The 13,765-nt window shown below is 62.6% G+C and carries 13 protein-coding genes and 1 pseudogene; 12 read left to right on the forward strand and 2 right to left on the reverse strand.

Annotation, left to right across the window (positions count from 1 at the left end):
- Nucleotides 1-213 (forward strand): annotated as a pseudogene (locus IZU87_RS15160) (IS4 family transposase); the annotation flags it as partial.
- 64 nt (nt 214-277) lie between these two features.
- On the opposite strand, the gene IZU87_RS15165 reads toward IZU87_RS15160, so the two are convergent.
- Nucleotides 278-1,366: a 3-deoxy-7-phosphoheptulonate synthase gene (locus IZU87_RS15165; protein WP_043331875.1), complete on the reverse strand. Its 1,089-nt coding sequence runs from the start codon at nt 1,364-1,366 to the stop codon at nt 278-280.
- Nucleotides 1,367-1,899: 533 nt separating this feature from the next.
- Here IZU87_RS15165 and rpoE point away from each other — a divergent pair.
- Nucleotides 1,900-2,502, forward strand: coding sequence for an RNA polymerase sigma factor RpoE (gene rpoE / locus IZU87_RS15170; RefSeq protein ID WP_213115069.1), 603 nt, complete (start codon nt 1,900-1,902; stop codon nt 2,500-2,502).
- Between the two features lie 366 nt (nt 2,503-2,868).
- Complete coding sequence (locus IZU87_RS15175) at nt 2,869-3,606, forward strand: sigma-E factor negative regulatory protein (RefSeq protein ID WP_107335316.1); 738 nt, start codon at nt 2,869-2,871, stop codon at nt 3,604-3,606.
- A 186-nt stretch (nt 3,607-3,792) separates the two neighbouring features.
- Here IZU87_RS15175 and IZU87_RS15180 read toward each other — a convergent pair whose 3' ends face one another.
- Entirely contained in the window at nt 3,793-4,038 is a 246-nt protein-coding gene (locus tag IZU87_RS15180; protein ID WP_043331871.1) for a VF530 family protein, read from the reverse strand.
- 127 nt (nt 4,039-4,165) lie between these two features.
- Between IZU87_RS15180 and IZU87_RS15185 the strand changes: the two genes are divergently transcribed.
- The 9 genes from IZU87_RS15185 to acpS all read left to right on the forward strand — a co-directional run bounded on the left by IZU87_RS15185 (nt 4,166) and on the right by acpS (nt 13,703).
- Entirely contained in the window at nt 4,166-4,636 is a 471-nt protein-coding gene (locus tag IZU87_RS15185; protein WP_054554989.1) for a SoxR reducing system RseC family protein, read from the forward strand.
- A 333-nt stretch (nt 4,637-4,969) separates the two neighbouring features.
- The gene (locus tag IZU87_RS15190; protein WP_213115070.1) at nt 4,970-6,385 is read left to right on the forward strand and encodes a DegQ family serine endoprotease; all 1,416 of its coding nucleotides are present in this window, start codon (nt 4,970-4,972) and stop codon (nt 6,383-6,385) included.
- A gap of 322 nt (nt 6,386-6,707) precedes the next feature.
- Nucleotides 6,708-8,528 carry a translation elongation factor 4 gene (lepA, locus tag IZU87_RS15195; protein ID WP_043331869.1) on the forward strand — a complete coding sequence of 607 codons (1,821 nt, stop codon included), beginning with the start codon at nt 6,708-6,710 and terminating at the stop codon, nt 8,526-8,528.
- Between the two features lie 55 nt (nt 8,529-8,583).
- Nucleotides 8,584-9,387, forward strand: a complete 804-nt coding sequence (lepB, locus tag IZU87_RS15200) for a signal peptidase I (RefSeq protein WP_213115071.1) — start codon at nt 8,584-8,586, stop codon at nt 9,385-9,387.
- 340 nt (nt 9,388-9,727) lie between these two features.
- Complete coding sequence (rnc, locus tag IZU87_RS15205) at nt 9,728-10,420, forward strand: ribonuclease III (protein WP_043331866.1); 693 nt, start codon at nt 9,728-9,730, stop codon at nt 10,418-10,420.
- A 92-nt stretch (nt 10,421-10,512) separates the two neighbouring features.
- A complete protein-coding gene (gene era / locus IZU87_RS15210; RefSeq protein WP_213115079.1) occupies nt 10,513-11,457 on the forward strand; it encodes a GTPase Era in 945 nt (314 codons plus the stop codon).
- 203 nt (nt 11,458-11,660) lie between these two features.
- Nucleotides 11,661-12,377 (forward strand): DNA repair protein RecO, encoded by a 717-nt coding sequence (gene recO / locus IZU87_RS15215; RefSeq protein WP_200019205.1) that lies wholly within the window; start codon nt 11,661-11,663, stop codon nt 12,375-12,377.
- 121 nt (nt 12,378-12,498) lie between these two features.
- On the forward strand, nt 12,499-13,329 hold the full coding sequence (gene pdxJ, locus IZU87_RS15220) for a pyridoxine 5'-phosphate synthase (protein WP_054554985.1): 831 nt from the start codon (nt 12,499-12,501) through the stop codon (nt 13,327-13,329).
- Nucleotides 13,326-13,703 (forward strand): holo-ACP synthase, encoded by a 378-nt coding sequence (gene acpS, locus IZU87_RS15225; RefSeq protein WP_043331863.1) that lies wholly within the window; start codon nt 13,326-13,328, stop codon nt 13,701-13,703. Before pdxJ ends, acpS begins: the two co-directional genes overlap by 4 nt.
- Nucleotides 13,704-13,765 lie beyond the last annotated feature (62 nt).

The following is a 13,765-nucleotide window of genomic DNA, read 5'->3' on the forward strand; positions in this document are numbered from 1 at the left end:
CAGCTTAGTTTCCATCAGGCCGCTCACTGGATCATCAAGGAGTTGACGGTTTTACCCTGGGTCTCGCCGGGACGTGTGCCCGGCGTGATTCAGTCGATGCTGGACATGGCACCGTCGTTCGTTTTACAGGAACGACGCGAACGGTCTTATCCTCGATCGGTCAGGCGCCGGCCGCAGAAGTATCCGGCCAAGAAAAATGCCAGTCAGTGTTAACTGACTGGCATTACGCCAATCGGCGGGGCTTTTTCGTTCATCCAATGCGGCCGGTCTGATGCTGTCAGGCTTCGGCAGGCTGCTCGAGGCGGGCGCGCAGCGCGTCCTTGAGCTTGGCATCCATGGTCTTGAAGGTGTCTTCGGTGGTGGCCCAGTCGATGCAGGCATCGGTGATGGAGACGCCGTATTCCATCTTGCTGCGGTCGGCATTGATCTTCTGCGCGCCCCAGTTGATGTGCGACTCGACCATCAGACCCATGATGGAGCGATTGCCCTCGAGAATCTGCTGGGTGACGTTCTCCAGCACCAGCGGCTGCAGGCCCGGGTCCTTGTTGGAGTTGGCGTGGGAGCAGTCGACCATCAGGTTGGCGGTGACGCCGGCCTTGGCCAGTTCCTGCTCGGCCAGCGCGACGCTGACGCTGTCGTAGTTCGGCTTGCCGTTGCCGCCACGCAGCACGACATGGCCATAGGCGTTGCCACGCGTGCGGATGATCGCGACCTGACCGGCCTGGTTGATGCCCAGGAAGTTGTGGCCGTGGGATACGGACTGCAGGGCATTGACGGCGACATCCAGCGAGCCGTCGGTGCCGTTCTTGAAGCCGACTGGGCACGACAGGCCAGAGGCCATCTCGCGGTGAGTCTGGGATTCGGTGGTGCGGGCGCCGATGGCAGACCAGCTGATGCAGTCCTGCAGGTACTGCGGGGAGATCGGGTCGAGGGCTTCGGTGGCCAGCGGCAGGCCCATTTCGGCCAGTTCGACCAGCAGGCCGCGCGCGATGTGCAGGCCTTCCTCGATCTCGAAGGTGTCATTGAGGTGCGGGTCGTTGATCAGGCCTTTCCAGCCGACGGTGGTGCGTGGCTTCTCGAAGTAGACGCGCATCACGATGTAGAGGCTGTCCTTCACTTCCTCGGCCAGCACCTTCAGGCGGCGCGCGTAGTCACGGGCGGCGTCCAGGTCATGGATGGAGCAGGGGCCGACCACGACCAGCAGGCGCGGGTCTTCACCGTCCAGAATGCGCTGGATGGTGCGACGGCCTTCGATGACGGTCTCTTCGGCCTTGGCGGTCAGCGGGATGTCCTGCTTGAGCGCTTCGGGGGTGATCAGCACGTCCTGTGACAGGACGTTGAGGTTGTTGACGTGTTGTTCTGACATGACAGTGTCCTGAGCGGTGTGCGGTCTGCATGGCTGCTAGCAGAGTCAGACGGGCGTCTTCGCGCCCGCCATCCGTGTTGTGCGTACTGAATGATGTCCATGGTATCTGCTGCATGCCGGCTTGTCAGCGTCCTTGGGTCAAATTTAATCAACTGTCAAGCTGGCTGGCGCTGACTTGAGGCTCGTATGAATCAAGATAAGCGTAAATCGTAAAGAAATCGTTACGCTTTGACGTGTCAGCGTCGCCAAACGCTGTCATGGCGGGAGTGAACACGCAAAACCTGAGGCTTTGACGGCATGGCGTCTTGCCGTACAAATGATAAACAGGAACACTGTGCGTTGATTTTGGTCGCGTCAGCGGGCCGTCGGGCGCTTTTTCGCCCCGCGCCAGGCATCGCATCCATCACAACGAATATCAAAGGGGCCGGATAACGCATGCGCGAGTCGCAATTCCTGTCAGGTGCTGATGCCCCGGGGATTCCTGATGTGGAGTCCGCAAGCGGTGCCTCCACTCCCGCGGAGGGAGCGAGTGAATGAGTGTCAATGAAACGGACCAGCAGTTGGTCGAGCGCGCCCAGAAAGGGGATAACCGCGCCTTCGATCTGCTGGTCAGGAAATATCAGCACAAGATTCTCGGCCTGATCAGCCGTTACGTACACGATCATTCAGAAGTGCAGGATGTCGCCCAGGAAGCCTTCATCAAGGCGTATCGTGCGTTGCCCAACTTCCGGGCCGAAAGCGCCTTCTATACCTGGATGTACCGGATCGCCATCAATACGGCCAAGAATCATCTGGTCTCGCGGGGCCGTCGTCCGCCGGGCACCGACATGGATATCGGCGATGCCGAGGTGGTCGATCAGTCCGGTCGCCTGTCGGACATCGAGACGCCGGAAGCCGCCATGGCGCGTGATGAGCTGGAGAAGGTCGTCTTCGAGGCCATCGAGAAGCTGCCTGAAGATCTACGCACCGCCATCACGCTGCGTGAATTCGATGGCCTGTCCTATGAGGATATCGCCGAGGTGATGCAGTGCCCGGTGGGCACGGTGCGTTCGCGTATCTTCCGGGCACGTGAAGCGGTCGACAAGGCGATCCAGGGGCTGGTCAGTCCCGCCGCGGCGGTGTCTTCCATCGAGTGACGTCGCTGTTCTGCGTCGCCCCTGTGAGAGAAGAGCCACAAAAATTTTGTTGGTTAAATTCAATCAACTCAGTGGCTTGGCGAAATCTTGCGGCTAAAGTGAATGTTTTCTGAACGAATGGCGGAACAATCCGTGCGGCGCGTGTTCTTACTGTTCAGTAGTCATGTAGCTCAGCGACTGCGTGCATGAGCGCTGGAAAGTGAGTGGTGAGGGGCAGGGCACGAAAGCTCCTCTTCCACGGCGCAGTAACGCTGTTTGCCGTTGGCCCGCTCGGGCCATCAGCCGCCATGGTGAATGACGCCATTTGTTGCCAGGAGTGCAGATTGAAGTCGTCGTTCAATCTGACGAGTGTGAGGGTATTTACGCATGAATCTGAAGACCACCGAATCCGTGAAGGAGTCGCTGTCCGCGCTGATGGATGCGGAGGGTGACGAGCTGGATCTGCGTCGTGTCCTCAAGGGGCTCGATGAGTCTCCTGAGGCTGCAGACACCTGGCGCCGCTATCACCTGGCGCGCAGTGCCATGCATCGCGAGCGTGAAAGCACCTTCACTCTGGATATCGCGTCGGCGGTCAGCGCCGAGGTCGAGCTGATCTCCCGCGAGGCTCCCGCGAGTGCACCGCCCGTGGCCGAGCGCCGCAGCCTGTTCTCCTTTGCCGGCTCCGCGGCCATCGCGGCAGGCGTCGCGGTGATGGTGATCACCGGCGTGCAGGTCTTCAATGGCGGTGACAATGGGGTGCCCGGCGGCGTGAACAGCGGTGCAGAGCTCGCCAGCGGTTCTTCCGTCAACCAGGGTGGTTCAGCCATCCAGGGCGGCACCGTGCGTCAGGTCAGCCAGCCGTCGGTGAACGCCGAGGCGTCTCAGTGGGTGCAGCCCGGCGCCAACAGCGGCTTGATGCAGGTAGGCGTGACGCCCTCCAGCTCACGTCCGATGTTCATGGCGCCGCAGAGTGGCAGCTATGATTCCGGCATGTCGTCCAGCAATGTCGCCGCGGCGGATCTCGCCCAGCGGCGTCTGCTCGAGGCCTACCTGAGCCAGCATTCCTCGCGTGGTCCGGTGCCGGAGCGCAGTGAGTGGATCAGCCTGCAGGATGTTGCCCAGTAACATTTTCTGGATGACTGGCTTGCGCTGGCGTCATTGCCAAGGCAGATGAAAGCAGCATGGATGGACAAGAAAAGAGGGGCAGCCAATGGCTGCCCCTCTTTTCTTGTCTGTATGTCCTGGTTGCGCCCACATGACCTGGTCGCGCCTGGCCAGCGCCGTCACTTGCCGGTGTGACCACGCTCGGCCTCAGTCATGCAGATAGCGATCTGCCGTCTGGATGTAGAGTGCCTCGACCTTGGCGCGTGCCCAGGGCGTGCGGCGCAGGAACTTGAGGCTCGAGTTGATGCTCGGGTCGCTGAGGAAGCAGTTGATGGGAATCAGCTCGCCCAGGGTCTCGAAGCCGTAGTGGTCCACCAGCCAGGTCAGCAGTGCCTTGAGGGTGACGCCGTGCAGCGGGTCCAGGCGGGAAGTGGATGGGGGTGCGTCGCTCATGCGGGCTCCTGTTGATGGTATCGTGGGCGCTTATCGGGCCTGAGGCGCGTGAAGTGCCGCCGTGAATGACGCTATTCTACGCGTATGTGTCGCCAGTGCGCGGCGAGTTTTTGCAGGAGTCAGCAAGATGATGCAGGAAGAGGGGCAGGTCACGGGGCATGGCAAGGAAGGCGTCTGGGTCGAGACCCAGCGTCGCTCCACCTGTGGTGCCTGCAATGCGCGCAGTAGCTGTGGCAGCGGCCTGCTGAGCCAGTTTTCGCGTCGCAAGCCGCATCGCGTGCTGATCCATGTGCCGGCAGGCGAAGACTTGCCGATGGTGGGTGAGCGGGTGGTGATCGGCATCGATGAGTCGGCGTTTCTGCGCAGTGCGGGTCTGCTGTATGGCCTGCCGCTGGTCAGCGGCATGCTGGGTGGCATCGTGGCCGAGCAGCTGGCGGGCGCTGGCACCCTGGCGGTGCCGTTGGGCTTCGCGCTCTCGTTGGCGGCGGGCCTGATGGTCGTGCGCTGGCATGCCGCGCGCCCTGAGCGGCAGGCACTCTACCGGCCGCGCTTGATGCGTCGTCTCGGCATGGACGCGATGGCGATCAAGGCGCTGTAGTCGTCGTGCTCAAGTGATGACGTGCTCAAGTGATGACGTGCTCAAGTGATGACGTGCTCAAGTGTTAGCGGTAGTCGACTCTCTTGGTAGATCGGGGGAGTGACTTGCGTAGTCGGCAGGTGGCGTCGTCAGTCTGCATCAGGCTGGCATCGGCACCTGTCGGATGTTGGCGACGCATGGTTGCGTCCAGCGCGGCACCAATCGCTGAACTTCAACGACGCTTCGACGTCAATGAGAAGGACGCCGCCAGCGATGTGACGCTGCCATCGTCAGTAGTTGCGTGATTGCACGCCTGATAACAAGTGATGACAGGACGTACCAGGAGCCGCACTGATGAAATCCCTTTCCCGCCTGATGGTACCTGCCTTGGCCATGGCTGCCCTGATGGGCTCCCAGCTGGTTCAGGCTCGTGAATTGCCCGACTTCACCCAGCTGGTCAAGGACTCGGCGCCCGCGGTGGTCAATATCGCGACCACCACCGAGATCCAGCGCAGCTCGGGGCCGGTGTTCCGTGGGCCCAATGGCGAAGAGATGCCCGAATTCTTCAAGCGCTTCTTCGGTGATCAGCTGCCTGGCCCGGGCCGTGGGGGCGTCGAGAAGCGCTCCAGTCTCGGGTCTGGCTTCATCATCTCCGATGATGGCTACATCATGACCAATGCCCATGTCATCGACGGTGCCGATGAGGTGATGGTGCGCCTCAACGACCGTCGCGAACTCAAGGCGCAGGTGGTCGGTGAGGACAAGAAGACCGATATCGCGCTGCTCAAGGTCAAGGCGGAAGACCTGCCGACCTTGCCGATGGGCGACAGTGATGCGCTGGAAGTCGGCGAATGGGTGGCCGCGATAGGCTCACCGTTCGGCTTCGATCATTCCGTCACCGCCGGTATCGTCAGCGCCATCGATCGCACCCTGCCGTCGGACGCCTATGTGCCGTTCATCCAGACCGATGTGGCGATCAATCCGGGCAACTCCGGTGGGCCGCTGTTCGATCTCGATGGCGATGTGGTGGGCATCAACTCCCAGATCTATACCCGCTCCGGCGGCTTCATGGGCGTGAGCTTCGCGATTCCGATCAATGTGGCGATGGATGTCGCCGACAAGCTCAAGACCGATGGGCGCGTGGATCGCGGCTGGCTGGGCGTCGTCATTCAGCCGGTCTCCAAGGACCTGGCCGAATCCTTCGGACTGGACCGTGCGCGCGGTGCGCTGATCGCCGATCTTGATCCGGACGGCCCTGCCGCCGCCGCTGGCCTCAAGAGTGGCGACATCATCACCGCCGTCGATGGCAAGGCGGTCGAGAGCTCGGCGTACCTGCCGCGAATGGTCGGCACCAGCTCGCCGGGCGATTCGCTCAAGCTCTCCATCCTGCGCGATGGCAAGAGCCAGACGTTGACTGCCAAGGTTGGCCATTGGCCGGGCAGTGAGCAGGCGCATGCCGGCAAGGCCAGTGACGACAAGCAGGGGCTGGGTGTCGCGGTGGCAGAGCTCGACAAGGCCAGCTTGAACGAGCTCAACCTCGATCACGGGGTGCGCGTGATGGAAGTCGACCCGCAGGGCGTGGCTGCCGAGGCAGGCATCAGCGCTGGCGATGTGCTGGTCGAACTCAATCAGCAGCCGTTGACCAGCGTGCAGGCGCTGCGCGATGTGGTCGCCAAGCTGCCGACCAACCGTCCGGTCTCGCTGCGCCTGGTGCGCAATGGTCGCCCGCTGTACATCGCACTGCGCATGCGTGCCGACAGCGACAAGTGAGCCAGCCAGCGCCTGACGCAAGCGTCAAGAACCTGGGCGACGAGCGCGCAGGCAACAGAAGGTGACCGCCACCGGCAGGACGGCGGTCACTCCGGCAGCAGACGGGGCGCACGGGCGACTGTGCGCCCCGTCTGCTGCCGGGCGGCCCTGCGGTTCACCCGGGTTCAGGCGGGTTGTGACAGGGCCCGGAGGGGCGCAAAAGGCAACGCCTTCTATCATCGCTTGTGGTCGGACTGTACAATGCGTGCAATTCGATTTCCGTCGTCTCCCGTGTTGGCCGTGTGATTTCACGGAGACGGGCACAAATACAGAGCAGTGATCCATGACCGAACGCGTAACGCCGCCGTCCTTGAAGCATATCCGCAACTTCTCAATCATCGCCCACATTGACCACGGCAAGTCCACGCTGGCTGACCGCATCATCCAGCTGTGCGAAGGCTTGAGCGACCGTGAGCTCAAGGAGCAGGTGCTTGACTCGATGGACATCGAGCGTGAGCGCGGCATCACCATCAAGGCGCAGTCGGTGACCCTCGACTACCACGCTGACGATGGCAATACCTATCAGCTGAACTTCATCGATACGCCGGGCCACGTCGACTTCTCCTATGAAGTCTCGCGCTCGCTGTATGCCTGTGAAGGGGCGCTGCTGGTGGTCGATGCCGGCCAGGGTGTCGAAGCCCAGTCGGTGGCCAACTGCTACACCGCCATCGAGCAGGGCCTCGAGGTGCTGCCGGTCCTCAACAAGATGGATCTGCCGCAGGCGGACCCGGAAAAGGTCTCCCAGGAGATCGAGGAGATCATCGGCCTGGACGCGACGGATGCCTGTCAGGTGTCGGCCAAGTCCGGCATGGGCATGGAAGCGCTGCTCGAGCGTCTGGTGCGTGACATTCCGCCGCCCAAGGGCGATCCGGAGGCACCGCTGCAGGCGCTGATCATCGATTCCTGGTTCGACAACTACCTCGGCGTCGTCTCGCTGGTGCGTATCTTCGACGGTACCCTGAAGAAGGGCGAGAAGATCCGTCTGAAGTCCACCGGCCGTGACTGGGAAACCGGCGCGATCGGTATCTTCACGCCCAAGCGCAAGGAAACCGGCGTGCTGCGCGCCGGTGAGGTCGGCTTCATCGTCGCCGGTATCAAGGACATCATGGGCGCGCCGGTGGGTGACACCATCGTGCACACCAAGACCGCCGACAAGGTCGAGCGTCTGCCTGGCTTCCAGAAGGTCAAGCCGCAGGTCTATGCCGGCATGTTCCCGATCAGCTCCGATGACTACGAGGACTTCCGAGACGCGCTGCAGAAGCTGGCGCTCAACGATGCCTCGCTGGACTACGAGCCGGAGAACTCCGACGCGCTGGGCTTCGGTTTCCGTGTCGGCTTCCTCGGCACCCTGCACATGGAGATCATCCAGGAGCGTCTGGAGCGCGAGTACAATCTCGATCTGCTGACCACCGCGCCGACGGTGATCTATGAGGTGCTGATGGACAACGGCGATGTGCTGCCGGTGTCCAACCCGTCCAAGCTTCCGGACATGGCCAACGTCGATGAGCTGCGCGAGCCGATCTGCCGCGCTACCATCCTCGTGCCGCAGGAATACGTCGGCAACGTCATCACCGAGTGCGTCAATCGTCGTGGTGTCCAGCTCGACATGCAGTTCCTGGGTAGCCAGATCCAGCTGATCTATGAGCTGCCGATGGCGGAAGTGGTGATGGACTTCTTCGATCGCCTCAAGTCCATTTCCAAGGGCTATGCGTCACTGGATTACAGCTTCGAGCGCTTCGAGGCGGCCAAGCTGGTGCGTCTGGACGTGTTGATCAACGGCGATCGCGTCGATGCACTGGCGGCGATCATCCACCGTGATCACGCACATGGCCGCGGCCGTCTGCTGGTCGAGAAGATGAAAGAGCTGATTCCGCGTCAGATGTTCGACGTGGCGATCCAGGCTGCCGTCGGTGGCCAGGTCGTGGCACGCTCCACCGTCAAGGCGCTGCGCAAGAACGTGACCGCCAAATGTTACGGCGGCGACGTCAGCCGCAAGAAGAAACTGCTCGAGAAGCAGAAAGCGGGCAAGAAGCGCATGAAGCAGGTCGGCCGGGTGGAAATTCCCCAGGACGCCTTCCTTGCCGTGCTCAAGATGAACGACTGAGGCAGGCCGCCGTCTGGCGGCTTGCCACCAAGACCCAGGGCAGACAGGGACAACGATGGATTTCTCGCTTGTATTGGTGATTGCCGTAGCGGTAGCCGGCGTGGTGTGGTTGATAGACCTGGTTGCCCTGCGCAGTGCGCGCAAGGCGCGTGTGGCCAAGGCCGAGGCCTCCGTCGAAGGAGAACTGGACGCCGGCACGCGTGAGAAGCTGGCGCGTGACCCGTGGCCGGTGGACTATGCCAAGTCCTTCTTCCCGGTACTGTTGCTGGTGCTGGTGGTGCGCTCCTTCGCGTTCGAGCCGTTCCAGATTCCGTCCGGCTCGATGCTGCCGACGCTCAAGATCGGCGACTTCATCCTGGTCAACAAGTATGACTATGGCCTGCGCCTGCCGGTGGTCGACACCAAGGTGCTGGAAGTCGGCGAGCCGGAGCGTGGCGATGTGATGGTGTTCCGTTTCCCGGAGGACCCGTCCACCAACTTCATCAAGCGCGTCGTCGGCCTGCCGGGCGATACCATTCGCTACGAAGGCAAGCAGCTCTACGTGAATGGTGAGGCCATCGACAAGACATTGAATGCGCGCAACTCCAGTGAACAGTCCGGTGAAGACCTGCTGGATGAGACACTGGGGAAACACGCCCATCAAATCTACAATAACCCTCGGGACCCCGGCCCGCAGATGCGCGAGATCCGGGTGCCGGAAGGCATGTACTTCGTGATGGGTGACAACCGTGATCACTCCAACGACAGCCGCTACTGGGGCTTCGTGCCGGAAGAGAACATCGTCGGCAAGGCGGTGGCGGTATGGATGCACTGGAAAGAAGGGTTCCTGGACTTTTCCTCGGTACGCCTGATTCATTGATCAGTGCATTGACCGGGCCGCCGAGAGGCGGCCCGGTCGTGTCTGGCAGGGCCACATTGGCCCGCCGGCCTTATCAGTGCGGATTTTCGACATGGGACGATGCGTCGTGCCTGCCATGTCAACCTGCTGTTCATCATGTCGGACCCGTGGCCACAAGCTTGCGGGCAGCGCGGCTGACGAATATCGGATTGGGATGGTGGCAATCGGCAACTCCTCAAGCCGCGTAGGCTTCGGGCATCGCGAGACATGTCGAAGACGACAGGCATCAGCCAGCATGACTGATGCACCATTCGACAGGACGCCCGCGGGCGTCAGCGACAAAAAGAGAGTAGGGAGACCTGTGAGTAGCCCGCTGAATGCCTTTGTAAAGCGTATCGGCCACACCTTCGAGGATGCGAGCCTGCTGGAACTGGCTCTGACCCATCGAAGCTATGGTGGCCAGAACAATGAGCGTCTCGAATTTCTTGGCGATTCCATCGTCAACTTCGTGATCGCCGAAGCGCTGTTCCTGCGCTTCCCCCAGGCCCGTGAAGGCCAGCTGTCACGCCTGCGTGCGCGCCTGGTCAAGGGCCAGACCCTCGCGGAGCTGGCGCGTGAATTCAATCTCGGCGAGAACCTGCGTCTGGGCTCCGGCGAGATGAAAAGCGGCGGTCACCGTCGCGAGTCCATTCTGGCCGATGCCGTGGAGGCCGTGATCGGCGCCATCTATCTGGACGCCGGCATGCAGGTGGCGCGTGAACACGTGCTGCGCTGGTACGCCACCCGTCTTGAAGCGCTGAATCTTCAGGACACCCAGAAAGACCCCAAGACGCGTCTGCAGGAATTCCTGCAATCGCGTCAGGCGGCACTGCCGCGTTATGAGGTGACCAGCGTCGAAGGCGAAGCGCATTCGCAGACCTTCAGCGTCGATTGCCACGTCGAGATGATCGACACCAAGACCACAGGCGTCGGCTCCAGCCGTCGTCATGCTGAACAGCAGGCGGCCGAGTTCGCGCTGCAACTGCTCGAACCTGCCCGCGGAGGCCGCTCATGAGCCATACCCCAGAAGACAACGTCACCCCGAGCGGCGACGCCCCTGATCACTCCACTGATAACGTCGCCGGCACGCCGGATGCCCTCGAGGGCATGCTGGCCGCCGCCGGTGTCAGCGATCAGCCGCTGCCGGACACCCGCTGTGGCTTCGTCGCCATCGTCGGTCGCCCGAATGTCGGCAAGTCGACGCTGATGAACCACATCCTGGGCCAGAAGGTCTCGATCACCTCGCGTCGTCCGCAGACCACGCGTCACCAGGTGATGGGTATCCACACCGAAGAGGGCGCCCAGTGCGTCTTCGTCGATACCCCGGGGATCCACATCATGCAGCGCGATCGCAACAAGGCGATCAACCGCTTCATGAACCAGGCCGCCACCCAGGCGCTGCGTGACGTCGATGCCGTCGTCTTCATCGTCGACCGCACCCGCTGGATGGAAGAAGACCAGATCGTGCTCGAGAAGCTGGCCCACGTGAAGGCGCCGGTGATCCTGGTGGTCAACAAGATCGATTGGCTCAAGGACAAGACCACCCTCGCGCCGTGGCTGCAGAGCCTGCAGGAGCGTCGTGACTTCGCGGCCATCATTCCGATGTCGGCCAAGAACGGCACCAACATCGATCTGCTGCTCGAGAACGTGATGAAGCGTCTGCCACAGGGCGAGCACATGTTCGCGGACGACCAGATCACCAACAAGAGCTCTCGCTTCCTGGCCTCCGAGCTGGTGCGCGAGAAGGTGATGCGTCAGCTGGGCGACGAACTGCCCTACCAGATGACCGTCGAGATCGAGGAATTCAAGACCGATCAGCGCGGCACCCTGCACATCAGCGCGCTGATGATGGTCGAGCGTCAGGGCCAGAAGAAGATCCTGATCGGCGAGAACGGTGAGCGCATCAAGAACATCGGCCGTGAAGCGCGTCTCGAGATGGAGCGTGCCTTCGACGCCAAGGTCATGCTGAACCTGTGGGTCAAGGTCAAGCGTGGCTGGTCGGATGACGAGCGTGCCCTGAAGAGTCTGGGTTACACCCACGACAAGGACTGACGACGTCGCGCGAGCGGTGAAGGGCGGTGGCGATCCGAGAGGGTCGCACCTGCCATGTGCCGCCCGTCGCTGATCCGATGTTCTCGCGGCCTCTGCCGCGCACCGCCTGGCCTTGCCCAGGCGGTCTCGTTTCTTGCCAGCCCCTCTGCCAGTCCTTCTGCCAGCTTTTTTTGCCAAGCCACCGTCTGACGTGAGCCTGCCTGATGACGCCGCAACCGGCCTTCCTGCTGCATCGCAAGCCTTACCGTGAAACCAGTGCCATCATCGAATTGCTGACCCTCGAACACGGACGGGTGCGCGCGGTGGCGCGTGGCGTTCAGCGCCCGGGCAGCAAGGCGCGTGCACGACTGCAGCCGTTCACGCCTTTGCATGTCACCTGGCGTGGCGAGAGCGATCTCAAGACTCTCAACCTGATGGAGACCGGCGGCAGTGCCAGTCTGCTGGCGGGCGAGGGACTGCTGTGCGGGTTCTACGCCAATGAGCTTTTGACCCGCACGCTGCCGGTGGAAATGCCGGTGCCGGAGCTGTTCGCGCTCTACTCGCTGACATTGGATGAGGTGGCACTGCCCGCCAGACGCGCACCCGCGCTCAGGCGGCTCGAATACAGCCTGCTGGAAGCGCTGGAGCAACTGCCGCAGTTTCGCGCCCTGGATGACAGCCCCTTGATGCCGGATGTGCGCTATGACTATGTGGTCAGTGAACGTCGCTTTCAGGCGCAGCCGCCAGGCGCGGCGGGCATCGAAGGGCGGGCCCTGAAGTTGCTGGCCAGCGAAGACTGGGGCCATGCAGGGCTTGCCCGCGAGAGCCTGTGGCTGGCGCGACGTGCGCTGGCGCCGCTGCTGGGGGACCGTCCGCTGCGTTCGCGCGAGTTGATGATGCAGCTGACGGCCAGGCGGCGTCAGAGTCGTCAGTCCGACTGACGTCATCAGGCGTGGCGACACTGTCCGGCTGCGGCGTGACGCATGATAGTATTGCGCGACCTGTCTTCGGCATGGCCCTCGTCGCCATGCCTGTTCTCTTGTTCATCGTTAGGAGCTGATCATGCATCCGCTGCGCATCCTGCTCGGGGTCAACATCGACCACATCGCCACACTGCGTCAGGCGCGTGGTACCCGCTATCCGGACCCGGTCCAGGCCGCGCTGGTCGCGGAAGAGGCGGGTGCCGACGGTATCACCGTGCACCTGCGTGAAGACCGTCGCCACATCCAGGAGCGCGACGTGCGCATTCTGGCCGAGGTGCTCAACACGCGCATGAACCTCGAGATGGCCGTCAGCGAAGAAATGCTGGCGCTGGCCGAGGAAGTCCAGCCGGCCAACGTGTGTCTGGTGCCGGAAAAGCGCGAAGAGCTGACCACCGAAGGCGGACTGGATGTCGCCGGTGATCTGGCGCGCATCACTGCCGCCTGCGAGCGTCTGGCAGCGGCGGGCTGTGAAGTCTCGCTGTTCATCGACCCGGAGCCGGAGCAGATCCGTGCCGCCTTCGAGGCCGGTGCGCCGGTCATCGAGCTGCATACCGGCGCCTATGCCGATGCCACGGGCGAGACGGCGCGTGTCGAGTTCGAGCGCATCGCGGCCGCCGCGGAACTGGCCAACGAGCTGGGGCTGGTGGTCAATGCCGGTCACGGCCTCAACTATCACAACGTCGAGGCGATCGCAGGTATCTCCGGGCTCAACGAGCTGAACATCGGTCACGCGATCATCGCGCGCGCCATGTTCGTCGGCCTGAAGGAGGCCGTCATCGAGATGAAGCGTCTGTGTATCGCAGGCCAGGAAGCGGGCCTGATGGCCGCGCTGGATGCGCACGATCATGACCATGACCACGAACATGGTGATGACCATGAGCATGTGCAGGGCTCAGGCTGCTGCGGATGATCGTCGGTATAGGCACGGACATCGCGCGTATCGAGCGCTTCGAGGCAGGCATGGCGCGCCACGGCGAGCGCTTTGCGCGCCGACTGCTGGGGGAAGAGGAGCTGGCGCGCTTTGCCGATCACCCTCAGCCGGCGGCCTTTCTGGCCAAGCGTTTCGCGGCCAAGGAAGCCTTTGTCAAGGCACTGGGCACCGGCCTGCGTCAGGGCATGCGCTTCACCCAGATTCAGGTGGTCAACGACGCCCTGGGCAAGCCCTCGCTCAAGCTGTCTGACGAGGCGGAAGCCCTGACCGCGCGGGCGGGTATCCGCCATCTGCACCTGTCGATCAGTGATGAGCGTGATCAGGCCATCGCCTTCGTGGTGCTGGAGCGTTAGCCTCCTTCGGTCTGGCGCTGAATCGCGTCTCTGAACACGGCGCTCGAAACGACAACGCCACC

The organism is Cobetia sp. MC34 (assembly GCF_018340035.1).
GTDB classification, from domain to species: Bacteria; Pseudomonadota; Gammaproteobacteria; order Pseudomonadales; family Halomonadaceae; genus Cobetia; species Cobetia amphilecti.

Bases quoted from the DNA above. Each gene is read 5' to 3' on its own strand.
- IZU87_RS15165 (WP_043331875.1), bottom strand. From the start codon at position 1,366: ATGTCAGAACAACACGTCAACAACCTCAACGTCCTGTCACAGGACGTG.
- rpoE (WP_213115069.1), top strand. From the start codon at position 1,900: ATGAGTGTCAATGAAACGGACCAGCAGTTGGTCGAGCGCGCCCAGAAA.
- IZU87_RS15175 (WP_107335316.1), top strand. From the start codon at position 2,869: ATGAATCTGAAGACCACCGAATCCGTGAAGGAGTCGCTGTCCGCGCTG.
- IZU87_RS15180 (WP_043331871.1), bottom strand. From the start codon at position 4,038: ATGAGCGACGCACCCCCATCCACTTCCCGCCTGGACCCGCTGCACGGC.
- IZU87_RS15185 (WP_054554989.1), top strand. From the start codon at position 4,166: ATGATGCAGGAAGAGGGGCAGGTCACGGGGCATGGCAAGGAAGGCGTC.
- IZU87_RS15190 (WP_213115070.1), top strand. From the start codon at position 4,970: ATGAAATCCCTTTCCCGCCTGATGGTACCTGCCTTGGCCATGGCTGCC.
- lepA (WP_043331869.1), top strand. From the start codon at position 6,708: ATGACCGAACGCGTAACGCCGCCGTCCTTGAAGCATATCCGCAACTTC.
- lepB (WP_213115071.1), top strand. From the start codon at position 8,584: ATGGATTTCTCGCTTGTATTGGTGATTGCCGTAGCGGTAGCCGGCGTG.
- era (WP_213115079.1), top strand. From the start codon at position 10,513: ATGCTGGCCGCCGCCGGTGTCAGCGATCAGCCGCTGCCGGACACCCGC.
- recO (WP_200019205.1), top strand. From the start codon at position 11,661: ATGACGCCGCAACCGGCCTTCCTGCTGCATCGCAAGCCTTACCGTGAA.
- pdxJ (WP_054554985.1), top strand. From the start codon at position 12,499: ATGCATCCGCTGCGCATCCTGCTCGGGGTCAACATCGACCACATCGCC.
- acpS (WP_043331863.1), top strand. From the start codon at position 13,326: ATGATCGTCGGTATAGGCACGGACATCGCGCGTATCGAGCGCTTCGAG.